This window comes from Shimazuella sp. NTD250 (assembly GCF_059510375.1).
In genome coordinates this window covers 158,168-183,023 of the sequence record NZ_JCAJZS010000007.1, presented here as the reverse complement: position 1 = coordinate 183,023, position 24,856 = coordinate 158,168, and the positions used below count along the sequence as shown (strand labels likewise).

The window sequence follows — 24,856 nt, the reverse complement described above, 5'->3', positions numbered from 1 at the left end:
TATTGGTTTCTACATATTCCTTTTTAAATTTGTTTCTTGATACACTAAATGAATCACTACCCATCAAGTCATTTAATGTGTAACTAGTAATTGAGTCACTTTTAAGTTTAATAAATGATTTCACATAACTTGTTAATTGTTCATCAGTTCTAGTTATACCTAGATCATAAAAGAGATGACCATCATGGATGATAGTAAACTTACAACCAAATTGATATACACAGTTTATTTTAGAAATGAACTCATCTATTGTCTTCAACGCATAAATTTCTTCTAACCCAACACCTGCAGTAAAAGTTGAATTTAAATTGGGTGACTTTCCGGGAAAAGCCGGCATAATAAAATTTATTGATGTATTATTATTTATGAAATATTCCAATTTTTCATCGATGATTTTTCCTACGAGTGACCTATTTTCGCCATGGCAATAGGAGATAATCAATTTCCTCAATTTAGATTTCAACATCATTTAACTTATCCTTGATTCTATTTACTATTTTATTTCTACTGGTTTGCTTTGAATAATTGTACTTTCTAAAGATATCATCCATTTTGTTATCAAAAAGCAAAATTGCTTTATTAATGGCTTGCAACAATTGTTCATGAGAAATAGATGAGGATATTTCGTTCATTAGGAAAAAATCTTCTTCATCCAGCCATCTATTCATACATCTTCCATTAAACAGCACATCTTTATTGGTGTTTATTTTAGTTGATTCTTCCAAAACAAATATCAATAATTTAGTAATCCTTCTGTCGAAAGCATATTTCGCTGAGAAATAATCTTTTCTTTGAATATGTTTGTAAATGTTGTAGATATCTATCCAAAACTCGTCTATTTTTCTATTAAATTTGCACTCTAAACTGTTTGGTTCGATATCTACCTTAGGTTTACATTTAAGAATATCAGGTCCTAATTTATTTTTAATGACAACTGAACCTCTCCCTAAAATTTTTTCGCAAAATATTTTGTTCTCTTTTAGTCGCTCAAACTGAGGTAAATCCACAATTGCAATATCTGTAACAACTTCATTTGTAAAAATAACTCTAAGTTCTGTTCCAACTCCTAACGAAATAGGATCGTTAAAGTAAAGTACTGGTTCTCCATAAAAATGCAGCCAATCTATTTGATGAAGATAATAATCACTTTTTGGTGTAACAATAAAAAAATCATAATCAGATAAATCATCACTTCTATTTCGTGAATGATCTGCAAGCGACCCCAACAACAAACATATTTCCATGTCTTCGTTATTGCTAACGTATCTAGAAAACTCATCTAAGAAACTCACATATTCACCCCATTTTTCTAACTATATAGAAAATACAGTCGCCATAAACACCCGTTTCTTGTGGACTTGGAACACAAATTTCACTTTTCTTTTGCTTATATTCCAATTTGAAGTTCTGTTCTTTTATCATTTTTTCAACTTCAATATCATCAGTAACATGAATAAATACAAATTCATTTTCATTAAACTTTACATATCTATCTCCATATTCATACAGTAATTTCTGTTGTTGATTACTTTCCCACAGTTCTTTTTCCTTCAACCAAAAATCTAAATACTTAGAGTTACCGTTTCTATCGTAGCTTGTAAATATGAAGAATCTATCATCTTTTAAAACTCTCCATACCTCTTTTAGTACTTTTGATCGTTCGTCGTATTTAGGAATGGTGAATAAACCATTGTAAGAAAAAAACACACAATCGAATTTTTGATTATCGTACTTTAATTCTCTTGCATCCATGTGTCTGAACGTAATTTCGTAATTCATCACATTGGATAATTTATTTGCTTCATTAATAAGATCGACAGATAAATCTATACCTTCAATATTTGTATATCCCATACTGTACAAGTTAAAGGTAGTTCTTCCTGCTCCACATCCTAAATCCAAAATAGAATCATCGTTATGAACAAATTTGGCGAAGATTTCTTTCTCTGAATTCCATAGTCCAATTTTTTTAACATCCTGCACATACCTATCTACAATATCTTTTTTTTCATATTCAAACATGACTTCTCCCCTTTTAGAAAAATCCAGTTAACTCCATGTTTTTGCGAATTAGTTCGTATTCACTGTTTTTGTTTAGTAAATAAACTCTAGGGGGACCAAGTATGAATATCGGAGATAGCGACATGGTATAAGCACCAATATCCCTAATTAATATCATGTCATTTTCTTCTAATCTTTTTCCTTCATTAAATTCCATTATCCTGTCATTTTCCATACATGTGAATCCACAGATAATCTGTTTTTGGAATATATAATCATCACTGGATGTGTTAATCTTATATTTATACTTTTTACTCGTTATCGTAGGATCAGTGTAAATTCTGCTGCCATCTGTAGTTAGATAGATGTTATGATTTATGATCTTTTTATCAATAATTTTCATCATAAAATCGATTGATGTAGCGACTAAAGCCGCTCCCGGCTCAAATATCATGCAAATTTCATCGATATTTATTTGGCTTTTCTCAAATTGTTCCTTGATTACTTTTGTATAATTTGAAAAATCATTTCCTCTACCACCTAAAAATCCTCCACCAAAATCAATATAATCTACCTTTAAACCGAACTCATTAATGATACGGATGGCTAAATTTGAGATATATTGATATGTCTGTACTGATCTGTCTTTCTTATTAAAATGGAAGTGAAGCCCTTTGATTGACGTATTTGTTTCATTGAGCATATCGATTATCCGTTTAATATCACCATTTTCGTAAGAGAATCCAAATCTACTTTCTGGGTAAATCAATCCTGTTAAATCTTCATTGTAAACATTAACCCGTAACCCAATCTTGCTTTTCGTAGACAATTCCGCAATCCATTTGATCTCCCTCATAGAATCGATATTAACTATGCAATCATTACTGAGAGCTTCAAAAAAATTTTTCCTTGATTTAATGGGTCCATTAAAAATGATCTTTTCTCTTTCATAACCCCTAGATAAAACATATTTATATTCTTCATCCGAAACCACTTCCGCATATAAACCATGCTCCTTAAAGTAATCAATCAGCCATGGGAGTGGATTTGTTTTAACTGAATAAGAAAGGATAGATTTTTTAAACAAAGTGGCTCCTTGCTTGAGGTTTTCCAAATTTTCACTTAGGATATCTTCTTTTACAATGAAACATGGCGTTTCAACTAACAATTTTACACCTCTCTTCTAAAGAACGAGTCTTCTTCTAATTTAAAAGATCTAAATAAGGTGAACATAAGAAATAATTGGTTTATGCAAGACTATTTAATGGATACTCTTATTTTAAAACAGGTAAACTATAATTTCCATAATTTATGAAGTTTTATAATAAGATTGAAATAAAACTTCATATAAGAGCTGATATCATATTGTTCTAAAAATTTTTAATGCATTTTATACTAAATTTCATTTCCGAAATTGAAAATAGATGCCACAAAAGGATTTTTCATATAAAAAGAGGAAAATAGTTTCATGCAGAAAAAACATCACATCCTGTATGAGGTGAAATACTTTGGAAGATATCCTTGAAATTTTGGATTTTGAATTAATTACTTACCTTGCAAAAAAGACAAGGATAGATTCTGGAAGAATTATCGATGATGTTCGCAATAAACTTTCTCGAGGTACAGTATCAAACATTGAAAATCGAAAGGGAAATATCAATCTAAAAACCCTAACTCAATACCTAACTTCTTTAGGATTATCGAAAGAAGATGTATTGACTAAGACGAAGGAAATAGTGAAAGAAATTAGTGATTTGCATTTTCAGTTAGAATTAGCTCAGATACTAATTGACGAAAAAAATTCAACAGAAGCTAAATCTATTCTAGATGAAATTCATATTGTTGATTTCCATCCACTTGCATGTCTTACAAAATATATACAAGGGAAATATTTTTACGAAAAAGATGATTTTAAAGTAGCGAAGGAAGTTTTTTTTAATGTGATTGACCTTCATGAAAAAAATAATTATATTCAACCAGATTTGTTACCTTCATGTTTTAATACCTTAAGTACTTGCTATTTATTACTATGAAGAAGACATCGAAAATGCATTAAATTACGTTAATCAGGGTTTGGAATCTTTTAATGAGAGCACTTCAAAAAAAGAATTGAAATACTTACTAATCGTGAATAAAATTCTCTATTTGATTGCTCTTAGTCAACGTGAACTTGCCCTAGAGTTAATCAATAGTATTTGGGATCATATTCATGACATTGAACCTATTAAAGTGCGTCTTAATCTATATAAATTCAAATCACAACTATTAAAAACTGCAAAAAAATATGATGAAGCAATTGAATGTGCTCAAGAAGGGATTTATACTGCTAGACAAAATAAAGATAGAAATCGAACTTTCGGTCTACTGATTGTACTAGGTACTATTTATTTCGAATTAGGTAATCATGAAAAAGCGGAAACGTGTTTTAATACGGTTGCTCTATTCGAAGATTTTAAATATCCTCGCCGTTTTGTAGATGCTCATGTTTACTTGGGAGCATTGAAATCGAAGCAAAAAGAATGGACAAAAGCAGAATACCATCTATCTATAGCAAAAAATATCGCAGAAAAGCACAAGGTGGATATACGACGATTGATAAAATTAATGGTAGTGTATGGGGTAATTACGAGGAAACAAAATAAAATACTTGAGGCTATTGAACATCTTGAAAAAGCAAATGAATTAGCTAAAAATAGAGATCTTCCCGTGTTGCAGCATGACGCATTATATCAACTGCTACTATGCTACACCCAAATTGGGGATCAGAAGAAATTTAACCAAATGAATATCGAATTTTTTGAGGTTCACAAAAAAATAGAGGAAAGTAATGAATTAAAGATCTATGAAGTTGCAGGTCCATCTTTCACTGCCTACTAAGACTATTATACAAGCTAGATTACTTAACTTTATAAAAAATGACCTAAACCATTATTTTGATCAGGTCATGTTGTAATTCAATATTGCAAAGGGAGGATTTCCTCTCCTTCAAAAAATATTTTCGTTTTATCTTCTGCAAAACCAACTTCATACAGACTTGCCCAATGAATATCTGGTCCATCCCATAAATACTTTAAATTTCCGCCTCGGAGATAGTTAATCAGCACCTTAATTGTAATGGAATGGGATACGAGTAAAATGTTTTGTCCAGCATGTTGTTTTAAAATTTGGTCAATAAATGATGCTAATCTCCTCTGAATATCATGAAAAGTTTCTCCTTTTGTTTCCTTTGCTTCAAAACGTTCTGGTTGTTCATTCATGAGGAGTAATTCTTTAGGGAATAAGTCTTGAATTTCACTCCATTTTCTACCTTCCCAAGTTGCAAAATCCATCTCCATAAGGTGATCTGATTTGTTCACTTCGATTGCTCGATCTTTTCTCAAGTGAAGTGCAGTAGAAAATGCACGATTACTTGAACTGGAATAAATGGAATCAAAGGATATATTCTGCAAGCGTTGTGCTAATTGCTTAGCCTGCTCCACACCAGCATTTATCAACGGAGAGTCTAGTCTTCCTTGTAAACGTCCTTCTAAATTCCATTCTGTTTGTCCATGTCTTACTATATAAATAGTGGTATCCAACAAAATCAAACCTTTCGTGAATGGATAATCAATTTTTATTAGGGAAATTAAAATTGTTAGGTACAAGTAACTATTATACAGGAAAGGGGGAATACATATAAGATTCCCCTTTTTATACTTTCATTCACTCGGATACATCCTATTTAAAGCCTTTTGTAATAGTCTGAGATCATAACCACGCTTAGTAAGCAACACACAATTAGCTCTTGCTTTCATAGCCCAAGTTATTTTATCATGTATTTCTTCAGGTTGTTTTGTGCCGCGGAGTCCTATAAGTTTATAGTCTTTGAGATATGAAAGATCATACATATCATCTACGATTTCAGTCAATGTGACACTTCCTTTTATCTTATTGATAAATTCACTCCAATGAGGCAATAACTTATGAGGGCAGTCCTTTCCACTCCATTTTTTGTGGGGTACTACTTGTCCAATTGGAATGTTGTGTTTCTTCATTAAATATTGAATAAGCCAAATGGCATTTCCCTTGGCTTTTTCGTAATTCCCATCTTGATTCACACAAATCTCCAGACTCAAACTTTGCCTATTTCCTGTACCATTCTGCCCATCACCAGCATGCCAACTTACCTCGTTTTCTGGTATATGTTGAATGATCTGGTGATCATCAATCGAAAAGTGCCAGCTTGCAGTTCGTGAATTTCCTCTTTCCAATAAAGAAGCATGAGCCGCAGCATCTGCACCGCGATTCAAATTCGCCGTCTCATGCACCGTGATATATTTGGGAACTAGCTTTATTCTAGGTCGAATGTTCGTGTATTTGGCGGGAATCAAACGTTGTTTTATCTCCATCCTTATTCTCCCTTCTTGTTAGCAAACAGCTTGATTTCTGTTGTATTCTTCACTCCACTATGAAAACCAATAGCAGTAAGGGCGGCAGATATAGCAGCAATATAATCACCATCTCCAAAAAAGGCAGTTGCAGAACCAAGAATAACAGCAACTACAGGAATAAACTTTTTAAACCGATCTGGCAATGCAATATTAACAGCCTGACATACAGCAAAGATCACTGTTGCTAATGTGGTAAACGCCATAACTTTTTCCTCCTAATGAATAAGATTCTGTTGGATCAACCAAATAAAAAGACCAAACATTCCCGTAAGAAAGATTCCTACCCATGTTCGGTCTCGGTTTGCGATTTTTTCATGTGCTTGTTTTACCTCTTGCCTTACTTCATTTAGTTCCTTTTCCAATTTGTCCAATTCGAATCTTAAATGCTGAACTTCATTACTTTGTTTTTCTCTGATGAGAGCTAAATCGGTTTCAATGCGATCCAATCGCTTGTCCAACTGAATCATCAATTCATACATCTGATTAATCGAAATGGATGCTCCTTGCGGTTCTTTCATGTTATCGCCTCCTAATGAAAATCACCTCCTAAAACCACAAAAAAAGAGCTTGTCAGCTCTCCATAATCGATTCATATTCTTCTTGGGTGATATATCCTTTTGTTACTGCTGTTTGTAATTGATCTTGAGTAATCGTCCCGTTTTTCCAGCAAGTAAAGAAATAGGCATATAATCGACTAGACATGATCTCACTCCTTATAAACCGAGTAGGAAATTAATCGCTTCCTGATTAGCCTCTATATCAGCTTGTATTCTGGAGATTTCACTTTTTAGATTCCTTTTTTGATCCAATGATTTTAGAGATATGTCTATAGCACTCCCTATTTCTGATACAGATACAGATTCATCCAAAACAAGAAAAGAGGACTTCACATCCACTAGACCTCCACCTGCCCACCAAATCGTATTCCCTTCTACTACCACTTTTTCAAGAGAAGGCAAAACATCTAGAATCACTTCATCTTCATCATATAAAACGATTTGATAGGCCATATCATCCTCACCCCTCATAAGTAATTTTCAGTTGTACACTCGATCCTCCATTGAAAACGGTATAGGGAGAACCAGAAGAAGAATAAAGAGCAATTCCTTTTGCCGTTCCATTTTTCAAACTATCTCCAACAGAGTTGGGAATGGTAATCCACTTTGCTTGTCCTACTGCATAGCTCCCTGCAGATGACTTATGCAACGTAAGAACTGGAGTGCCGGATGCACTGGTCAAATTATGGGTATACACATTAATGGCTTGAGCAGCATTCGTTCCACCAGATCGACGATAGAGATACAATTGCACACTCTTCACGGTTTTCCCTGATAGCTTGGACTGAATATTGCTGTAATTAAAAAAAGCACAGCCTCGATGGTTTCCATAACCGCTGTACTCTCCTTGATAGACATAATTATTGTCGCTCCTCCAACCTCCATACGCATCTCGCCAAGATAGCGTAGAAGTTGCCGTCCAAGTGGTAGTCGTGGTCGAAGTTGTTCCTGCACTTGGGGCTGTTCCTGCATCTGTAGTAAAGACACTGTCACAAAAACCACTTTGTGCTTTTAAAATACTTCCCGTTGATCCAGTAGGTTGTGCGCCTGTCCCTCCTAACATAGAAGATCCAACCACATAAAGCCCATACTGCCCTCCAGAACCTTTACATCCCGTTCCTTGTAAGTCAATTCGAGAACCATAAGCAGAAACAATTTGAGCATTGAACCCATTGTAGGCTTCACAACTATCTACTTGGATATAGGAGTTAAAAAGACCAGCGATACAATAAGCTAGTTTTGCACCTGCCCGTGCATCGAAATACATGTTTTTCAAGGTAACTCTGGTAACGGATTGGGTATACAAACATCCTTGATAGAAATTGGATACAAATACTTCTTGGTTTTTGATAGAGCCATTTTGAATCAATACATGGTTGGTGCAGTTGAAAATGTTGATCCGACTATTGAGAATAGCTGTTCTAGCTTGGAAATTGATGATAATGGTTCCTGGCCCACTTACTCCAACCAAATAAAGTTCTGTTCCTTCTGTCCATGAAGTTGTTCCAGCCTTGATCCATATGGTGATGGTTCCTTCATTAAATCTGGGTAAGGAATCAAAAGCGGATTGGAGCGTTTTCTTGGCTGCTACCCAATCTCCATCTGCTCCACTGTTGTTGTCATCCCCGTTTATTGGGTCTACATATATCGAATAATCGATTGTATTCCGTGACACTACGGAATCCGACTCAATTTGTCCCGCAGCTAACACACTAAACCCACCTGATGTTCCACTCAGTTGTCCAACAGGTGTCTCATCATCTGCCAGCATCACGATGCTGTCGTTAGCAGTAAGCGTCATCGTACCACCTGCGGTTCGATCCAATGGAAGACTGTTCGTTTTTACTTTTTGTCCATCCAAAACCACTTGTCCATTGGTATCGGTCGTCGCCCAAGCAGAAACGGTGTCCCATTTACTCTGGTTTTGTTGAATGATACTTTGGATTCGTTTGATTCCATCCATCGGAGAAGGGACAATAGGAATAAATTCTCCAAGTGTAACACTATTTTGAGTGGGATCGGATAAGCTCCTCTTTTTCTCAATGATCCTTGCTTCGAGTAATAAATCCGGTTGAAACGTGGTGTCCTGTACCCGAATTGTATCTCCCAAACGAACCCGATGTGCTTCATATCCGGTCAATTGTTCCAACAGCACGACATTTATGGTGTATGTGGTGCGTGGTTTGGATAGCTCGTCCAATTTCTTAATCGAGTTGTTGTATAGCTCAATCGCATTGGTTGCTTGGTCATCTTTGTACACGCCAAAGATGTGCTTCCCATTTTTCCCGAACTGTTGAAGGGCAACAGTACTTCCTACCCAATCATTGACTTTCTCATAATTTGGATTAGCAGGTGGGGTATAGCTTGTAAACGTCAAAGAATTTCCATTGGCATCCGCTTGACCTACTGCAACCAGAGCTGTTACCAAATCTTTCGTATCTTCCACCCGCTCGACATCCACCAAATCCAGTCCAAAGGTAAACATCTTTTTGGTATCCTGTCCTCTTCGTCGCATTATATCGATCCACTTTTGGCTTATTCGTAATCCAGTGAAATCCACCCGAAAGACAATCTCTGCTCCAAACACATCCAATACTTGATGAACTGCTTCTAGTGCAGTGAGATAATCATCAAAATGAAAATCATTCACTCCTGCATAATCGGTTCTTCCTAATGACCATCCTGTTCCTTGCAACACATAGGTAAAGATTTGTTCGAGACTCTGGCTGTTTAAGGTAACGGGACGGACAATCTGACCGAGTAAATCTGATACCGCCGCATTTTCACAAAATACTAGTTTGGTATAACTGTGATCTTGGTTTTGATCCGTTATTTCCTTGATTTGGAGCAGTTGCCATTCGCCATCTTCTGTCGGATACATGATATAGCCCTCTGTTGTAAGAACGGAAGCAGTGGAATGATTCGCAGGAATCGTAAACTCCAACGTCAGTAATCCATGCTCCAACTGCTCAGTGTGTGTGTCGTTCCAGAATGGACAAGCATTGGGAAGATCGTTGCTCAGTATTCCTAATGCAACTCCATCCACATTTAACAAAAACATATTGGACACTACAACCACCTCTCCCGAAAAGTGATCGTTCCATTGCTAATAATAGCTGGCATGACAGAGATTCCACTCGTTCCAGTTGGAAGCTGAATAAACGTACTGGAAGGGTTTAAATCTGCGAAAAATGGCTCCCCGTTTTTCCAAATAGAACCTGTCGCACAATCCACTTCCAGTACATCTCCTGCCGCAAAAATATAAGGAACTTGAGTACTGGTTGGGACGTTCTCTTGGGTTATCTTTACATTCGTAACATACAATCGATTGATAGGAATAACGGTATACGAAGCATAAGCCCCTACATGAATCTGTACCCCTGAGAGCTTGGCGGTATAGAGATTTTTGGTGTCCACAAAGGAGTAGGTAAACTGCTTGATCCATCTTCCATTGCTATCGATAATAGCGGCAAGGCATGTCCACTTATTTCCGATCCGAGAGAAACGCAAGATTCCACTAAAATCTTTCCAATACCCTTCTTTTTTTCCTCGATAAGCGACAAATAATGTCCCCGATGCCAGATTCCCTGCTCGTGCTTCGAGTTGTGGCGACTCCAGATTGACGGACATGTCTTTGATGGCAATCTTTCCGATGACCACATTGTTCACATCCAATAAATAGACCTCTACTCGTCCCATTTGGTTATTGGCAGTAGGATTTAAGGAGACAGAAGCCTCCATCGTGAAATCTTGGATGGGTGTTGCGATGGTTTTCACAGCGGCTGCCCCATGCCAAGCAGAACCGGTTCCATAGTTTCCTCCTGATTGGGAGAAACGAAATCCATCTGTAGCAAATGACCCTGCAATCACTCCACCATCTACTCCAACACCGCTTGTCCAACCAGTGAGGGAAGACATATCATCATTGAGCATCGTAACTCTTGTCTGGGCTGCAGTTTGGGTATCCTGTTGCAGAGGTTGTCCAAAATATAAAAAGTCCTCGCCCGATATCAGAGCAAACTCGGTTGTATTTTGCGTAAACTGCATTTGAAATCGAGGGGACGCTTCTTGATTTCCATTATTGGTGACAGTAACAGGTGTCTCATCGGTTGGACTCAATGAGACAACCTTCTCCTGAACAGCATAAGAAAAAGGATCGTTACACCAAAAGGTAATCGATCCCTGTCCGATACTAATATTTTGTTTGATTTCTATTTCATCTGTTACTTTAGCTAGATAGTACTTATCTGGTTCATCTAGTAAGATCAGTTGTTTTGCATCTTCATAATACAGCCATGTGGCTAATTGCCGAAGATTAGAACGTAGTTCCGAAGAGGTGCTTGCTTCAACCGTGATATCTACGGTTATTTTCCGTTCTCCTAACTCATTGCCGAAATCATAGGAGCCTGCCCGTCCCGATACCGAAATCGTTGTTTGTTTGATAGGAGGAACAAGGGAGACATGAATATCATTGACCAGTATAAAAGAAGGAAGATCGAGTCCATTAAAGCGAATCGCCAATTACCGCACACCTCCTGCCCTTGCTCGGATGTTCTGCAATCGATTTAATTGCTGTGCAAGTTTCTGGATATCTGCTTCTTCTCGGATTGTTGCTTGGATATAAAACTGATTGGTAATCGTATTCCCTGTACTTCCACCAGTCGGTAATTCTTTCGCAATGGCCTGTGCAAAAGGACGCATTCGAGACGAAGACAACGGAACAATCGCTTCTGGTCCTCGCTCCGCTAATCCAACTACGCTTGGCTGATTAAACACGCCACCTTTGGCAAACCATGAAACGCTAAACGTTGGGTAAGGGATACTAATCCCACCAATGGAAGTAGAAGCGCTGCCAATGCTGATCCTTGGCAATCTTGGTTTCGGGATGGTGATTCTCATACTCGCAAAGGCATTGCGGATACTAGAAATAATGCCAAGTAGTATCGATTTAGCAGACTGAATCGGTTTAATAATGGCATTTTTCACTGCGTTCCAGCTACTAGAAGCCGCAGAACGGATTCCCGACCAAATACCAAAAAGTGCACTCTGTAAGCTACGAAAAGTGCCAGATATTCCAGAAAGAACCCCTCTTGCTAAGGAAAGAATCACATTCCATCCGCTAGACGCAGTTGCTTGCATGGATCGAATGCCAGCAGAAAAAAAGGAACTCGCTAGGCTTATCCCAGTAGTAACGCTACTTGCAATCCCACTCATGACCCCGATAGTAAAGCTATAGATAGATTGAAAAATGTTCACAAAAAAACTAGCGATGGAGGATAGAATAGCGTTTACATTGACACCCATAGCAATGAGCATGGACACTACTGTATCAACGATTCCCATCACAAACTCCGCTAGTACATTCCACAAATTCATAAAAATATTTGCAAATTCCGTTGAGGCATTGTTTAAAAATTGTAGTCCTGCCTGCCAGTCCCCAACCAGAAAGGCGACCAGCATACTCAGTGTATTGATAGCTAACGAAATGGCATTGACGATTAAAGTGGCAAGTGGACCTAATGCCCGAAATAATCCATTAATCAGAGGAAGGATAATGGCAATCGCTGATGCCACTAATACACCAATACTCCCTAGTAACGGTTGTAGTCCTTGCCACAGCCGAGAAAAGGAATCTTGAATTGGCTGGATATAGGTCCCAAATTGGTTGGCACTGTTCGAGATAGACGAAACAAATCCATCCCACAGAGCCGTTACGGTTTCTCGAAATCCTTTAACATAGTTCATTAAAAGCATAACCACGCCTACTACTGCAGCGATCCCTGCTACGACCAATCCTGCTGTTCCTCCAATCTCAGCAAACAGAGGAATAAGAGCAGATGCCGTCATAACCAAAGCTCCAAGAAACATGGTAACAAGGGGAAGCACCGCCAATAATGCGGTAAATCCAATGATCGCTACCTGAGAAGATTTAGAAAGGGATGCAAACCATTGCCCAAATTCTTGTACCTTCTGAATGACCATTGGGAGATATTGCTGGGATAAAGCCAGTAACTGTTCGCCAATGGGAGTTAAGGCTTCTTGTAGTTGTCGCCATTGAGCGATCAATTGAACATAAGGGGATGTCTGCATGGCTTTCGCCACTTCTTCTGCTCGCCCTTTTGTCTCCTGTAACTTTTGGTTTAGGTTTTTTGCTACGATAGCAGCTTTCTGTTTTTCTGTACTATTCTTTTTCAATCCCTCAGTTAACTTTTCAACGGACAAATCCGCTTCGGTATATCCTGCTGCCACTAAATCCATCGCCTGAGATGCAGATACTTTGTAGGTTTCCATGATGGCGATCACTTCATCAATCGCACCAACAGCGTCCGTCCCAATAGCTTTTTCCAAAGACTCTGCTTGAACAATGATCTGTTCCAACTGAACCGTAGACAAACTGCTTAATTTGGTTCGTGCATATCCAGCCACATCTGCTACGCTCGCTAAACTTTCTCCCAAGCCTTGATCGAATACACTTTTCACAATAGGGGTTACTTGCTGAATGCTTTGTTTCACCCCGCCTACACGAGCAGAGAGGATCGCCAACGCATGATCCACATCTGCCGTAGCTTTAAACGCCAATGCTCCTACTAAAGCAATAGGAACGGTTAACCCTTGCGCTACGTTTTCCGAGAAATCGATCATCCCTTCTCCTACTTCTCGTCCACGCTGACCTACTTCATTCATTCGTTCGTTAACTTTACGAAGCAAAGCGAGTGCTTGTCCTGCCTTCGCCGTAATCGTGATATGCCGATCTCTGGTAGCGACATCCGCTTCTCTCTGCAATTGTTTTAGTTCTGCTTTTGCGCGTTCTTCTTGAACATGAATATCCAAGTTGGGTTCAGGGAGTGTACGGAGCTTCTCTTCTATTCGATCTACCGCATCCCCCACGTTAGCAAAGGAATGTTCGGCATTTTGAGACACTCTCTCCAAAACTTTGGAGGCTTGGTCAATTCCTTTCACCACAATTTCAACGATGTTATTTGCCATTTCCTCACCTCCTACTCTTCGCCAGCCTTTTGTTTCTGCGTTCTTCTGCCTTCTGTTCTTCGTTCCAGTGATAAATTAGGGTTTGTTTTTGTAACTCGGTTAACTGTGCATACGATTCTGGAGACATATGAAGATGTCGAACAAAAAAATAAAACTCCTTTGCTTCATGGCTAGCCACGAAAGGAGTCTTGTTTCGCTCGATTCAATCCAGATATTTCAGCAATTCGCTGGTAGACTTGTTCCACCCATTCGGATTTCCATAGCTGATTGATCGTTTCTTCGTTCCATTCCTTATCTACGGTTCCCAGTGCAACTGCCTTTAATTGTGCATTCCCTTGATCTCGTACCAATTCACCAGCATTTACTTCAAACGTTTGTGTGTTCAGTTTTCCGGTTGTCCCTGCACTCTTCGTATTTACTTTCACTGATGCTTGTTCACAGGCTTCTACTTGTCTTTTTTCGATATGCGTAAGGGGACGAATCTCTACTTCAAATGTCTGACCCTCTACTTTCAGACGAACGATTTCGATATAAGATTTCCCTGCAAGAAGTGCAGGTGTTAATTTGGTCGTCATCTGTTTACCTTCTTTCTCTTTGCTATAGGAAAGATTGTCAGAAGTAATGCCGGCAATGATTGCCTACAATTTTTCCTACACTGGGATATAACTTGCCTTGCTGTTGTTGATCGAAAACTCAATCGGTCCTGTTCCATCGGCTTTCACCAAAGCTCGGATGGTAGCAGACTGTTCAATCCGATCTCGACCACTTAGCGGTTGGGACATGGCTGTGTAAACTGCTCGTGGAATCAAGATATCCATGTTATCTCCTACATGTATGTTGGTATCGATCTCCGTTAGTTTATTGGTACTTGGACCCGTTGCCGTTCCCCAAAATCGCTCCAATTGGGTAGTAGAGAAAAAAGATAATCCCAATTCGATCTCAACCGAAAAAGCCCCTCGATAAGCTCTTCTTGGAAATCGGGAACCAATGGTACGGCCAGCCTCGTTATCTGCTCCTGTCTCAATCTTGATGGAGAAACTTTCGATAGTTGCCGACTCATCCACTCCATTGATCTCCGCAGTAACTTGGTGAGGAGCATAGATTTCTCCTTGCGTAAACGTTGGATTGGCTAAAAGTGTTCCTTTCTGATCTGCTCCTCCAACAATATCTACACTACCTTTGAAAAATCCGTCATCCAATTCCAAGGAAAGAGAACCAACTACGCATCCGGTAAAGATGTGCTCCAATACATCCTTTCCCACCCTAGCAGTAAAAGATTTCATCAAAGCGGACTGCTCTGGAAAAAAATGATGCGTAAAAGTTGGGTCTGTTCCGGTTACGGTATATCCACCCAATGCCCATTTGAGAAACCAAGGAAAAGCAGTAAGGTCAACAGGAGTAGACAAAGAACCCTCACTCCGATAGAGAGCAGGTGCTACCGTTCGATCTAATCTCGACACTCCTTCATAAATAAGAGCCTGATCTCCACTGGGATCAAGCTCGGCTGATTCTGGATCGATGGTTTCTATTGCTAATACAGGTGTTCCAAAGATGGTTTCTTCTCCATAGCTGAAATATCTGGTAATGCCCAATTGAAAATCCCTCCCTATATACATAAAAAAAGTAGTATCTTATAATAAAAAAAAGTCGGCATCGCAACGAGGAGTAGAGATGCGCAATCTTCCTGAGAATTTGGTTTCTCTTCTTCGATCTGACGACCCTCCTCTCTACGGAGTGGACGAGAGGTTGGCTCTCAACATCGCCAGCCTGAGCTTCCCTGTTCTCCCTTCCGAGGACTGGGGTCGCTTTCTGAACCCTGACGGGGAACCGGATTCCTGATTCTCGTGTGACACCGATTTGTATGATTGCCTTCAACCGAAAAGGCGTCATGCAAAAGGCTGGATATCCTTGTCACATACCATGTGATAGAGAAAGTCCAGCCACAACTTTTTCTTATTCCCTCCTTTGAATCCGAAAAGCAAATTCACAACTCGCCCAATAAACATTGGAATTGGCAAATGCTTCATAGCTTGGATCAAAGTTTAAGGCTCGAACATCAAATACTTTCTTCCCCAATGTTCGATCTGAAATGATTATGTCATATACCCTTGCAGTTAACTCTTCGGCTAACTCTTTCCCTGTGATGGATTCCAAATCATGCACCATCACCACAAAATCAAAGATGAAATCATGGAGTGCGGTATGTCCTCCTTTAAATTCCGGCTGATGGGAAACAGGCAGTATCCATAGGACAGGCATTTCCTCGATGGTTCCTGCTTCCATTTGATCCCCATATACAATCGAAACAACAGGGGATAAGGTAGCTGTTCTCACCTCTTGTAACTTCTGCAGAATGGCATCTTTTATTTCTTTTCTTATCTCTGCTAGGTTACGGGTATCGATGGTATAACTCATGTTAACCCTGCCTTCACCAATGCCATTTCTACAAACTCTGCTTTTCGTCTCTCGGTTTGGGAAATGGATTTCTCCACATACTTTCTTCCTCTCATCCCTCTCACGCTCATGGCATGTACCGTTTTTCCACCTACACGAAATACCAAAGGGGATCTAGGTTGTTTCACCGATTTTGCAAATACCGTTTTTCCATTGATTTCAAAGACAAGAACACCATTGGGGCTTTTAGGAATAATCGTTTTCCCTTGTTTTTTGGATTGGATTGGTTTTCCTGAAGATCCATATACACCTGTTCCATCATTTACAAAACGAGCATATTGAACGGCTGTATAAACCTTGTAGCTCAAAGCTCCCGTTGGCTTCATATTCCATGATCCAGCTAGTCGTCCATGATCCACTGGGCTGTTCTCTCGAATGTTGCCTGTCAGTTCTACTGCAGTTAATCGTACTGCTTGTTTTACTGCTTCGGCTGCCTTCCTTGCAATCTCCCGAAGTTCACCCTCATCCACTCGTACTGACATCAAGTATCACCTCGGAGGAAAGAAAAACAGCAATCTTCTTTTTCGCGTAAGGTTTGAGTTCCCAACTCAAATCTTTTATGACATCAGATGCATTAAGCAATTGAATTGCAAAGTCCCCAATTTGTACAACCTTGGTTGTTCGATTTTGAATGGCATATCCTACGAACTTCGATAGGGTACGGAGTGCTATGGCTTCTACTCCACCATATCTAGGGTCACTGTTTGTGACAGTTTCTTTTAATCGGGTATCGATCTCTACACTGATATGATTGATCCACTGCAATAAAACAGCATCCAACTCTTCTTCGGACATCGTCTTGGAAAAGCTGGATGCTTGGATTCCTGTTAGTTCTCGAATTTGCTTGGGCATTCCATACATGTTGATCACCCTGTCTTACTGCTTTTTCTTTTATCTTTGATTTCTTCCACTTGTAGATACTGACACGCTTCCAGTAAAGTGTGATGCCGTGGGTGAGAGATTTCAACCTCTTGCTCTTCTTTTGGTTGGAAGAAGTAACCCAATCGTTCCACCACTCGCTCGGATGTATTCTGTACTTTTACTTTCATTTCATCACACTCCTACATATCCAGTCGCAACAGCAGAAGCATTCTCGTCTTCAAAGTGAGCATCTGCACGCACCGTCACGACAAAATCGGTTTTTCTCTCTTTTGGTACTCGATCTGGTTCGATTTTTACATCCCGATACAATCCATAGACTAAGTTGTTGGGAGGGGCGAGCAGTGCTGTTCCCAATGGCATTTGGGGAACATACTCCAGAATGATTCCTTTGAACGCCAGTTGGTTTGCTCCGGTTTGTGCAAAATCACCAAGAGCCGTTTGTCTTTCTCGTAAAGCATCCCGATAATCATCTAAGATGTCCCAAGTCACAAAATATCTCCATTGCGATAAATCCGTCATATACTTCTTGGGCACAACCGACAGCAGTTTATTCAGCAAATCGTCGACCTTGGTTTTATCAAACTGACTGGCGGAGAGTGTTCCTGCATCTCCACCTGTTACTTTATTGGCTGTTTTCTTTAACCAGCCGTCCGTTACTTTGAGCAGGGGATCAGCAGAAAGGGATTTGTCTCCTGCCAGAAACAAGTACTCCAAATCTCGCCCAGTAGCATCCCCCAATAATTGAATAATCGTATCTTCAAAATTGGCACGTTCGATATTATCCTCTAACGTGGTGTCGGTAACTCCAACAAACCCGCCCAGCTCTTGGGCATCCAATTTGTTTAAATAAGGGACCGTTTTCTTTTCATTGGTAACTGGGTTTTGATCTCCACCCGTACCAGCTAGAATGCGACCATTAAACAGAATGCGGTCAATGTCACGAGTAGGGGCATTCATCGTCAGTCGACGAGATGCCGACAACAACGGAGTGGAGTCTTGTACCACTCGAATAAATTGATTTGCTTTTTCGGGAGTAAGTAACCCTTGTCCCATATCTCCACGAGTAATAGCTTTCACTGCACCATCTAACTTGGTTAATAATTCTTGTGTGTTCATGCCATCTCATCCTCTCTATTTCTGGATACGGCGACCGAAGATATCTCGATCCTGTTCGATTGGTTTGTGCTGCTCAGATGAATCATGATCTTGACCTTTTAACTTATTGGAACGAAAAAAAAGCCCAAAACCTCTGGCTTTTTCGACTACCTTCTCCATGTCTTGAATCTGATCAAGAAGGGTTTCATATTCTTGTTTACTAAGGGTTATATCATCCTCTGATTCTTGCTTGACTTCGGTTTCCTCTAGGTTGGGTTGTTCCGCCAATGTGTGTTCTTGTTGTTGTGCTGTTACGGGATCATCGGATTCCAGCGGTGGAATCCAGTCCTCCAATACCTCTTGCATTGCTGTTTTGACAGAGGACTGGATAAACACTTGAATTTCTTCTTTTGTCATTTCTTCTCCTCCTTCCGATTCAGCAGACTCTTCGTTTCGGCTCAAGGCTTGTTTTAACTTGGCAAAGAATCCAGTATTCTTGGGTTGTTCTGGTTCTTTGGATTTCACAACAAGGAATTTCGCCTTAGGAACAGCAGGCTCATCCACCAAAGACACTGCATTCACAATCCACTCCTCCCCTAGATCAGCGAGAGTCGTTCGTTTCACTGCTGTCTCCTCTTTGCTTTTGATTGCAGTGGATCGAATTCCCATGATAGAGAAACCTGTGAGCTTTCCGGATTTCACTGCTTCCCATGACTCCTCATCTGTTACTCGAACTCCCATCATCCACGATCCTTTTGGCACTGTAATGTCCTCAAAAGTAAGGTCAAAAGGAGAAAGATAGGTTTCTACCATCTTGCCCACATTGTTTAGACTGTGCATGAGATCGATGTTGCCATATTTCTCTGCAAAATCATGAGCTACTTGCTCAATTTTATCGATAGAAACAACATCTCCATCGTGATCAGCTTCACCGGGTATCAGGACAGGACCATAGACAATTCGTTTTTCATCATTTCGTTTTATTACTGGTGCAGTTAACTCAGTCATGTGGTCACCTCCACATTTATTTTTCTATACAAAATTGGTAATAATGGAATCTACGAAATCAAATAAGGAAATCTAGTAAAGTAGGTAACCAATATGATCACTGAACTCGATCAGAAACAGTTACAGAAAGAACAGTTAAAACGTAATCGACGCAAAGAAGCAAGAAGACTATTTGCTTCTTTAAAAAAGAGCTATGATTGGTCGATTCTCGATATAGAAGCAACTGGATTTTCAACAAGTACAACTGCTGAAATTATCGAGATAGCTATTATTGATGCAAGAAGGAAAGTACAATACCGATCCCTTATTAAGCCAATACATCCAATTTCAGAAGAAAGCACTCAAATTCATGGCATTACCAATGAAATGGTGGAAAATGCTCCAACTTGGAAACAAGTTCATAAAGAGGTTTATCAAATTTTACGGTACAGACATAGAAGAATACTTTCCTTTGGTTCTTTTTCAGAACTAAAATACCTGAGACAAACGAATCGAATGTGGGGAATCAAAACACCCTTTATCGAAATGATCTGCTTATGCCGAGCGTACCAGCATCTTTTGAAAAGTAATCAAGGTATTTCCTTAGAGAATGCCGTAGGTTATCCCATCAAGCATCGGGCATTAGCCGATTGCTTTGCTACTTGGGACTTAATTAAAAAGATAAAGCTATAACTTTTTCTATCGGTAAGGTGTAGAAAGGATAGCCTCTCCATTTCTTGGTATATAAGGACGAATCCGACACCGACAGTTGATCCACTCCTCTATTCTTCCTGTTCGATCTCCGGGAATAAACAGACCATTGGAGAAACGCTCATTTAGCCTTACCACCTCCCCATGTATCTTCACATGATTAGCTTTATCCGCTGGTTTGTACCCTCTCACTCGTGTATCTCTAGCAGTGAGCCATTGTTTGTATGGAACACTCAAGTCTTCCAGTGTAACTTGTATCCCTTCATTTTGTGCGGAGTTGATCTCCGTTCGATCAATCAAGCGAAGACGGTAATCTCGAATTTCTGTAAATTCTTTTCGTAATGCTTCTGCTGCCTGATCAATCCCTAGTCCCTGTTGATAAGAGTTGGCTAGGTTCCCTTCAATATCTCCGATAATGCGCTTCGCTGTATCTTGGCTAAAGGTATAAAACTTTCTTCGTAGTCGATCATAGGTCCAACGATCAAATTCAGTGTAAGAAAAGCGGACGCCATTTTCCTCCAGATCATCAAAGGCAAGAAAACGACCTCTTTTCGCACTGCTCATAGCATTGTTCACAATCACTGCTGCAACCTCGTCATACAGATGTTTCAGAAATTCTTCTACAAACACTTTCCTTCGTTCCGCATCTTGTGGGACATACCCCAGATACACCAAACGGGAAAGAAGTCGATTCTCTACTCCAACAAATAAACGAAATAATTCTTTCTCCAGCTTTTGCTCTGCTACGAGTGTCGCCTCATCTACTCCCTTGAAGGCTGGAAACTCTCCACAACTGCACAAAAAAGTGGTGATCTCCTCCAGCATGCGTTCTGCTTTCTGGTTCATTTGATCACCACTTCCAGTAACTTACGATGCAAACTCTTGATTTCTGCTATCAAATCAGGATTCTGGGTAACTTGTGGAGAACTATTCCCCAACTGATAAATGGGAACTCCACCGATAAAAGGAGTATCCATGATCGGATGGTCGATACGTTCCTCGCCCATGTTCTCTCGAATCTTATTGGATGTAATGGCCCCCATCGCAAAGAGTTTGGTATATACATCCGTTTCCCTTGCTTCATCACGAGTATCGATCTCATGAAACTCCAGCTTCCAATCCGTTACACCAAAAGCATCACGCAGGATGTGTTTGTTCAATCTTGCTTCTACCATGTTCTGTCTCGGCCACAGGATGGATTGTTTATAAATCTCAGTGGATTCTACTGCAGTAGAACCTCCAAGTGATCCTTCCTCTGCAATTCCTGCCCGATAGGGTGGGACACCATGAGCAGACAAGACTTCATCTCGATTATCTTTTCGATACAAACGAAAAGAGGCTTCTTTCACATCTACCGAAAGAGCCTCAAATTTAAATTCTACTTTTTCTCCATCTCCACCCGATGCCGTAAGAACCAGTGTGGCATGCCGATTATCTTTTAAGTCTCTCTGAAAGTATTGTTTGATCATGTTCTCTGTTTGTTCATCCAAATCGGCTCCACTTACGGTTACCGCATAAGCTGGAATGGCATGGTTTTCAAAGAAATCGATATTAAACTCTGCTCTTTCTTGATCTCCTAAGATCGCTCCCAAAGCAGGAAGCACATCTGGAGAACCATAGTAATCCGAACGAGTGGAGTAATTTAATATATGGAGAACTTCGGTGGCTCTTCGTTCTAGTGTCAGCCCTCCCAGTGAAACCTTCTCTCCCGTTTCATAATCCACATCCCAAGGTGCACCTGCTCGTTTGAACCAGCGTCTTTTGGCTCCTCGTATCTGGACAAATAAGACATCATCCCGATGCCTTCGCATTGTATGAGCAGGGATATGTTCCAGTCCTTCCAAGATATCTTTTCCTCGAATGAGTTCTAAGTATCCATTCCCTGTCGCTTCGTAATCTTCCATCCACTTGGTGAGAATCTCTTCCAAAGTTTCTTCAGGATGAGGAGATTGGAGAAATGACATCACTGTATCTTTCTGAGCTTCATTTGACTTCTCTGATGCAGGAACCAATGACCATCCAAGTCCTACGGTATCTCGTGCCTTAGTTTTCACAGCCCGATAATGATAGGTGTTCATTTCCATTAATTTTGCCAATGCTTCTGGGTGATAGAGAGGAGCAATAATCCCTGTTTTTCCATACTCTGAACCAAATACATCTTCTGGTATTTGCTTGGATTGTTTTACTGCATACTGCTGGAGATAATTGGTGGATAGTACATCTCCGTTCTTTAATACATAGGCTTTGACTGCTGGTTTGTCCACGATGATCACCTCCTAGACCACTCTTGCTTTCACCGTTGGTTTGTCCTTCTTTAACATCAATTCCGTTAATGCCCAAACTAGTGCATCCATTCGGTCAGGGGACTGCATCTGACTCGGAGCCCATGTACACATCTGATCTTCTAGTGTCCCGAAGCTTCCTACATGATGCACCTTCCCTTGCTCATACAAAGCAGCAATCGGTTCTGCTCTTGTGAGTTTCCCTCTACTGGCATGTACCTTTTTGTAGGACACTGTTTTGTCTACAGTTCGGATCGTATGCTCCACCATATCCCCACCGTTGTTGATCTCTGCGACTATCCGATCCGCTTCGTAGTTATAGTAGGCAGTAACTGCTGTTCGTGCCCAACCATCCGGAGAAGCATGCAGAGAAAGATCATCTAAGACATAGGCATGTCCATCCACCCCTTTGCCAACTACTACAATGCCCGTTTCATCCGATTCCTCATTTTCCGTTGCAGCTGGATCGATTCCAATGATGACTCGTATCAACTCTGGATGTTCTCCCACCCGTGTATCCTCCAGCATTTGACGCTTCCACAAAGCTCCTGGCACATCGTCCAAGATCTCCGCATACAACTCCTGTCTTCCCAAACGAGTTCCTTCATACTTGGTCACGATTTGTTCCAAGAAGGCAGGAGCTAGGTTTACTGCGTTATCAAACGTTGAACCCTTGGTTACCGCTGTTGTCTGTGCTTTTACAAGCGACTGCACCACAGGGATCGGCTTGGGTGTGGTGGTGACGACTACCCTTGGGTTTGTACCTAACCGAAGTCCAAACATAAGCATGTCCCATGTCTCTTGCGGATACTTCCACGCTGCAAGTTCATCCGCCCATGCCAGTTCGTGCTGCGGTCCCCGTAGTTGATCCGGATGTGCACCAGAGTAGATAGTAGCAATCGCTCCATTCGGCCATGTAATCCTGCGCTTCGAAGGCTCATACTTCGGCATAAACCAAGGCGGGCTGATTGTTAAGATGCCACTCTCTCCTTGAATCATGACATCCCTTGCATCTGCTGGTGTAGGCGCAACGAGAGCCACTCGTGTGGCTTTCTCTGTCCTGATTTGCTCGATGATATACTCTGCCCCTGTTCTGGTTTTTCCAAAGCCACGTCCGGCTAGTAAGAGCCATGTCCGCCAGTTTCCCTTTGGAGGAAGTTGATTAGGTCGAGCCCAAAATCCCCATTGATACAAAAGGGCATTTGCTTCCTCGTTGGATAATGCATCCAACAGTTGCCTCCGTTCGTCCTCCAGAAGCTGGCTCACTTGCATCGCTATGGATTCGTTTTCCGTTCTTGATAGCTCCATATTCATCACACTTTGCAGACAAATTTTATTAAGGAATATTTTCTCATAATTGGTTGATTAAGCCGAAACACAGAGGTAATCTGTGTGTGCCTAAGCGATAGGCAAGCACACACCTAGGAGGAACACCATGAAAACACGAGTAAAACTATTCCCCAGTAAAGTAGAAGCGTACCACTTCATGTACTACAACAAACAACAATTCGTCGTAATTGTAAATGAAGATTTCCAATACTGCGCAGCCGAACCAAGACACGCGAGAAGATTAATAGCAGAGGAAGATTACCTTATCGATATCGAATCGGAAGGGGAGAAAATCACCCGAGACGATTTGAATTTACTCGGTCCCATTTACCGATTTCGCCATTTGGAGTATGCGGTAAATGCCCAAAACCTCGACCACCTTCCTACGAATATTCTCGTAGGAGATGACAACCACTATTGGCTCCTACTCCCCGCAGATAGCAAAAAACTATTTGAGATGGGCTACGAGATACCGAACTATTTATAAAGGAATGCTCGGTAAAAACCGAGCTTTTTTTTGTTTTACGTCTAAATTTTATTAAGGAATATTTTTATAATTTTGGTTACTTCATCCTTTAAACAGAGCTAATGTGTTCATGCAAGCAAAGAACGCCTACATCAGGAGGAACACACCATGAATATTGCACACCAAGTAAGAGACATTTTGAAGCAAGCTACCATCAAAAATTACAACAACACCAAGGAACAGATTCACGAACTAGGTTCGAAACTTAATGAGCAAATTTTTGAATACCGAATTGAAAATCCCCACGAATTTACCAAACGATTCAGCCCTATGGTGGAAAGACGAAAGAAACAAGCAATGAAATATGACAGATACCTCATCGGGGACGGCATCAGCATTCGAATCGAAACGTTTGAAGACGAATGCGAAAAAGGATATAACCTTTACGTCATGCCTTACCAAACCGGAAACACCTTTGAAGGACTTTTCTTCACCTACGAAGCTGATCCAATAGCTGTAAACATACTTTTACAAGCCTTGCTCCATCCCAACTTTAAACTATAACTCCCCTTCCAAAGGGAGCCCGACTAGATCGGGTTTTCCTTGTGATCACCAATGGATAATACTGTGTAATTCTCCGCCAGTCTCCATTCCACTTTCGTTCCAAATTCATTA

At 40.2% G+C, this 24,856-nt stretch carries 29 protein-coding genes; 5 read left to right on the top strand and 24 right to left on the bottom strand.

Translation table 11 applies throughout. From position 1 onward, the window contains the following. The 4 genes from AC5WOF_RS16845 to AC5WOF_RS16830 form a co-directional block, all read right to left on the bottom strand. On the bottom strand, positions 1 to 469 hold a 469-nt coding region (locus AC5WOF_RS16845), incomplete at its 3' end, for an L-tyrosine/L-tryptophan isonitrile synthase family protein (RefSeq protein ID WP_496051114.1). Continuing rightward, on the bottom strand, positions 453 to 1,292 hold the full coding sequence (locus tag AC5WOF_RS16840) for an aminoglycoside 6-adenylyltransferase (protein WP_496051113.1): 840 nt from the start codon (positions 1,290 to 1,292) through the stop codon (positions 453 to 455). The genes AC5WOF_RS16845 and AC5WOF_RS16840, both read right to left, overlap by 17 nt. 4 nt (positions 1,293 to 1,296) lie before the next feature. Continuing rightward, positions 1,297 to 2,022: a class I SAM-dependent methyltransferase gene (locus AC5WOF_RS16835; RefSeq protein WP_496051112.1), complete on the bottom strand. Its 726-nt coding sequence runs from the start codon at positions 2,020 to 2,022 to the stop codon at positions 1,297 to 1,299. A 13-nt stretch (positions 2,023 to 2,035) separates the two neighbouring features. After that, positions 2,036 to 3,169, bottom strand: coding sequence for a type III PLP-dependent enzyme domain-containing protein (locus AC5WOF_RS16830; protein WP_496051111.1), 1,134 nt, complete (start codon positions 3,167 to 3,169; stop codon positions 2,036 to 2,038). Positions 3,170 to 3,509: 340 nt separating this feature from the next. Here AC5WOF_RS16830 and AC5WOF_RS16825 point away from each other — a divergent pair, with 340 nt between their 5' ends. Next, on the top strand, positions 3,510 to 4,034 hold the full coding sequence (locus tag AC5WOF_RS16825) for a hypothetical protein (protein WP_496051110.1): 525 nt from the start codon (positions 3,510 to 3,512) through the stop codon (positions 4,032 to 4,034). 94 nt (positions 4,035 to 4,128) lie between these two features. Beyond that, on the top strand, positions 4,129 to 4,878 hold the full coding sequence (locus AC5WOF_RS16820) for a hypothetical protein (protein WP_496051109.1): 750 nt from the start codon (positions 4,129 to 4,131) through the stop codon (positions 4,876 to 4,878). A gap of 77 nt (positions 4,879 to 4,955) precedes the next feature. Here the strand turns inward: AC5WOF_RS16820 and AC5WOF_RS16815 are convergent, their stop codons facing one another. The 17 genes from AC5WOF_RS16815 to AC5WOF_RS16735 form a co-directional block, all read right to left on the bottom strand. After that, a complete protein-coding gene (locus tag AC5WOF_RS16815) occupies positions 4,956 to 5,579 on the bottom strand; it encodes a histidine phosphatase family protein (RefSeq protein WP_496051108.1) in 624 nt (207 codons plus the stop codon). A gap of 120 nt (positions 5,580 to 5,699) precedes the next feature. Next, positions 5,700 to 6,389 carry a peptidoglycan recognition protein family protein gene (locus AC5WOF_RS16810; protein WP_496051107.1) on the bottom strand — a complete coding sequence of 230 codons (690 nt, stop codon included), beginning with the start codon at positions 6,387 to 6,389 and terminating at the stop codon, positions 5,700 to 5,702. Positions 6,390 to 6,391: 2 nt separating this feature from the next. Then, entirely contained in the window at positions 6,392 to 6,634 is a 243-nt protein-coding gene (locus tag AC5WOF_RS16805) for a hypothetical protein (RefSeq protein ID WP_496051106.1), read from the bottom strand. Between the two features lie 12 nt (positions 6,635 to 6,646). Next, a complete protein-coding gene (locus AC5WOF_RS16800; RefSeq protein WP_496051105.1) occupies positions 6,647 to 6,949 on the bottom strand; it encodes a hypothetical protein in 303 nt (100 codons plus the stop codon). Positions 6,950 to 7,001: 52 nt separating this feature from the next. Next, positions 7,002 to 7,133: an XkdX family protein gene (locus tag AC5WOF_RS16795; protein ID WP_496051104.1), complete on the bottom strand. Its 132-nt coding sequence runs from the start codon at positions 7,131 to 7,133 to the stop codon at positions 7,002 to 7,004. 11 nt (positions 7,134 to 7,144) lie between these two features. Beyond that, positions 7,145 to 7,441: a hypothetical protein gene (locus AC5WOF_RS16790; RefSeq protein ID WP_496051103.1), complete on the bottom strand. Its 297-nt coding sequence runs from the start codon at positions 7,439 to 7,441 to the stop codon at positions 7,145 to 7,147. A 7-nt stretch (positions 7,442 to 7,448) separates the two neighbouring features. Continuing rightward, positions 7,449 to 10,049 carry a phage tail spike protein gene (locus AC5WOF_RS16785; protein WP_496051120.1) on the bottom strand — a complete coding sequence of 867 codons (2,601 nt, stop codon included), beginning with the start codon at positions 10,047 to 10,049 and terminating at the stop codon, positions 7,449 to 7,451. Positions 10,050 to 10,057: 8 nt separating this feature from the next. Beyond that, entirely contained in the window at positions 10,058 to 11,509 is a 1,452-nt protein-coding gene (locus AC5WOF_RS16780; RefSeq protein WP_496051102.1) for a distal tail protein Dit, read from the bottom strand. Continuing rightward, complete coding sequence (locus AC5WOF_RS16775; RefSeq protein WP_496051101.1) at positions 11,510 to 13,975, bottom strand: phage tail tape measure protein; 2,466 nt, start codon at positions 13,973 to 13,975, stop codon at positions 11,510 to 11,512. Positions 13,976 to 14,145: 170 nt separating this feature from the next. Further along, a complete protein-coding gene (locus AC5WOF_RS16770) occupies positions 14,146 to 14,550 on the bottom strand; it encodes a hypothetical protein (protein WP_496051100.1) in 405 nt (134 codons plus the stop codon). Between the two features lie 75 nt (positions 14,551 to 14,625). Further along, entirely contained in the window at positions 14,626 to 15,567 is a 942-nt protein-coding gene (locus AC5WOF_RS16765; protein WP_496051099.1) for a phage tail tube protein, read from the bottom strand. 361 nt (positions 15,568 to 15,928) lie between these two features. Next, the gene (locus AC5WOF_RS16760; RefSeq protein WP_496051098.1) at positions 15,929 to 16,390 is read right to left on the bottom strand and encodes a hypothetical protein; all 462 of its coding nucleotides are present in this window, start codon (positions 16,388 to 16,390) and stop codon (positions 15,929 to 15,931) included. Next, the gene (locus AC5WOF_RS16755) at positions 16,387 to 16,911 is read right to left on the bottom strand and encodes an HK97 gp10 family phage protein (RefSeq protein WP_496051097.1); all 525 of its coding nucleotides are present in this window, start codon (positions 16,909 to 16,911) and stop codon (positions 16,387 to 16,389) included. Before AC5WOF_RS16755 ends, AC5WOF_RS16760 begins: the two co-directional genes overlap by 4 nt. Continuing rightward, positions 16,892 to 17,299, bottom strand: coding sequence for a hypothetical protein (locus AC5WOF_RS16750; protein ID WP_496051096.1), 408 nt, complete (start codon positions 17,297 to 17,299; stop codon positions 16,892 to 16,894). The genes AC5WOF_RS16755 and AC5WOF_RS16750 overlap by 20 nt, the downstream gene beginning before the upstream one ends. Further along, entirely contained in the window at positions 17,296 to 17,478 is a 183-nt protein-coding gene (locus tag AC5WOF_RS16745; protein WP_496051095.1) for a hypothetical protein, read from the bottom strand. The genes AC5WOF_RS16750 and AC5WOF_RS16745 overlap by 4 nt, the downstream gene beginning before the upstream one ends. 4 nt (positions 17,479 to 17,482) lie before the next feature. Further along, complete coding sequence (locus tag AC5WOF_RS16740) at positions 17,483 to 18,427, bottom strand: phage major capsid protein (RefSeq protein WP_496051094.1); 945 nt, start codon at positions 18,425 to 18,427, stop codon at positions 17,483 to 17,485. 15 nt (positions 18,428 to 18,442) lie between these two features. Continuing rightward, positions 18,443 to 19,414, bottom strand: a complete 972-nt coding sequence (locus AC5WOF_RS16735; RefSeq protein ID WP_496051093.1) for an XkdF-like putative serine protease domain-containing protein — start codon at positions 19,412 to 19,414, stop codon at positions 18,443 to 18,445. Between the two features lie 93 nt (positions 19,415 to 19,507). Here AC5WOF_RS16735 and AC5WOF_RS16730 point away from each other — a divergent pair, with 93 nt between their 5' ends. Then, positions 19,508 to 20,086, top strand: a complete 579-nt coding sequence (locus AC5WOF_RS16730) for a 3'-5' exonuclease (RefSeq protein ID WP_496051092.1) — start codon at positions 19,508 to 19,510, stop codon at positions 20,084 to 20,086. 6 nt (positions 20,087 to 20,092) lie between these two features. Here the strand turns inward: AC5WOF_RS16730 and AC5WOF_RS16725 are convergent, their stop codons facing one another. Genes AC5WOF_RS16725 through AC5WOF_RS16715 form a run of 3 tightly spaced genes read right to left on the bottom strand, consistent with a single transcriptional unit; the run spans position 20,093 to position 23,694 of the window. Then, positions 20,093 to 20,950, bottom strand: a complete 858-nt coding sequence (locus tag AC5WOF_RS16725) for a phage head morphogenesis protein (protein ID WP_496051091.1) — start codon at positions 20,948 to 20,950, stop codon at positions 20,093 to 20,095. Beyond that, positions 20,947 to 22,368, bottom strand: coding sequence for a phage portal protein (locus tag AC5WOF_RS16720; protein ID WP_496051090.1), 1,422 nt, complete (start codon positions 22,366 to 22,368; stop codon positions 20,947 to 20,949). Before AC5WOF_RS16720 ends, AC5WOF_RS16725 begins: the two co-directional genes overlap by 4 nt. 12 nt (positions 22,369 to 22,380) lie before the next feature. After that, complete coding sequence (locus AC5WOF_RS16715; RefSeq protein ID WP_496051089.1) at positions 22,381 to 23,694, bottom strand: DNA-packaging protein; 1,314 nt, start codon at positions 23,692 to 23,694, stop codon at positions 22,381 to 22,383. Positions 23,695 to 23,821: 127 nt separating this feature from the next. On the opposite strand from AC5WOF_RS16715, the gene AC5WOF_RS16710 reads away from it, so the two are divergent. Together AC5WOF_RS16710 and AC5WOF_RS16705 are read left to right on the top strand one after the other, a co-directional pair. Further along, the gene (locus AC5WOF_RS16710) at positions 23,822 to 24,202 is read left to right on the top strand and encodes a hypothetical protein (protein ID WP_496051088.1); all 381 of its coding nucleotides are present in this window, start codon (positions 23,822 to 23,824) and stop codon (positions 24,200 to 24,202) included. A 147-nt stretch (positions 24,203 to 24,349) separates the two neighbouring features. Further along, positions 24,350 to 24,745, top strand: coding sequence for a hypothetical protein (locus tag AC5WOF_RS16705; RefSeq protein WP_496051087.1), 396 nt, complete (start codon positions 24,350 to 24,352; stop codon positions 24,743 to 24,745). The last annotated feature ends 111 nt before the right edge of the window (positions 24,746 to 24,856 follow it).

Excerpts from the sequence above, each read along its gene's own strand:
- AC5WOF_RS16795 (WP_496051104.1), bottom strand. The coding sequence starts at position 7,133 with ATGTCTAGTCGATTATATGCCTATTTCTTTACTTGCTGGAAAAACGGG.
- AC5WOF_RS16770 (WP_496051100.1), bottom strand. The coding sequence starts at position 14,550 with ATGACGACCAAATTAACACCTGCACTTCTTGCAGGGAAATCTTATATC.
- AC5WOF_RS16790 (WP_496051103.1), bottom strand. The coding sequence starts at position 7,441 with ATGGCCTATCAAATCGTTTTATATGATGAAGATGAAGTGATTCTAGAT.
- AC5WOF_RS16710 (WP_496051088.1), top strand. The coding sequence starts at position 23,822 with ATGAAAACACGAGTAAAACTATTCCCCAGTAAAGTAGAAGCGTACCAC.
- AC5WOF_RS16805 (WP_496051106.1), bottom strand. The coding sequence starts at position 6,634 with ATGGCGTTTACCACATTAGCAACAGTGATCTTTGCTGTATGTCAGGCT.
- AC5WOF_RS16775 (WP_496051101.1), bottom strand. The coding sequence starts at position 13,975 with ATGGCAAATAACATCGTTGAAATTGTGGTGAAAGGAATTGACCAAGCC.
- AC5WOF_RS16785 (WP_496051120.1), bottom strand. The coding sequence starts at position 10,049 with ATGTTTTTGTTAAATGTGGATGGAGTTGCATTAGGAATACTGAGCAAC.
- AC5WOF_RS16800 (WP_496051105.1), bottom strand. The coding sequence starts at position 6,949 with ATGAAAGAACCGCAAGGAGCATCCATTTCGATTAATCAGATGTATGAA.
- AC5WOF_RS16760 (WP_496051098.1), bottom strand. The coding sequence starts at position 16,390 with ATGAGTTATACCATCGATACCCGTAACCTAGCAGAGATAAGAAAAGAA.
- AC5WOF_RS16810 (WP_496051107.1), bottom strand. The coding sequence starts at position 6,389 with ATGGAGATAAAACAACGTTTGATTCCCGCCAAATACACGAACATTCGA.
- AC5WOF_RS16725 (WP_496051091.1), bottom strand. The coding sequence starts at position 20,950 with ATGAACCAGAAAGCAGAACGCATGCTGGAGGAGATCACCACTTTTTTG.
- AC5WOF_RS16715 (WP_496051089.1), bottom strand. The coding sequence starts at position 23,694 with ATGGAGCTATCAAGAACGGAAAACGAATCCATAGCGATGCAAGTGAGC.
- AC5WOF_RS16730 (WP_496051092.1), top strand. The coding sequence starts at position 19,508 with ATGATCACTGAACTCGATCAGAAACAGTTACAGAAAGAACAGTTAAAA.
- AC5WOF_RS16740 (WP_496051094.1), bottom strand. The coding sequence starts at position 18,427 with ATGAACACACAAGAATTATTAACCAAGTTAGATGGTGCAGTGAAAGCT.
- AC5WOF_RS16705 (WP_496051087.1), top strand. The coding sequence starts at position 24,350 with ATGAATATTGCACACCAAGTAAGAGACATTTTGAAGCAAGCTACCATC.
- AC5WOF_RS16735 (WP_496051093.1), bottom strand. The coding sequence starts at position 19,414 with ATGACTGAGTTAACTGCACCAGTAATAAAACGAAATGATGAAAAACGA.
- AC5WOF_RS16745 (WP_496051095.1), bottom strand. The coding sequence starts at position 17,478 with ATGAAAGTAAAAGTACAGAATACATCCGAGCGAGTGGTGGAACGATTG.
- AC5WOF_RS16755 (WP_496051097.1), bottom strand. The coding sequence starts at position 16,911 with ATGTCAGTACGAGTGGATGAGGGTGAACTTCGGGAGATTGCAAGGAAG.
- AC5WOF_RS16835 (WP_496051112.1), bottom strand. The coding sequence starts at position 2,022 with ATGTTTGAATATGAAAAAAAAGATATTGTAGATAGGTATGTGCAGGAT.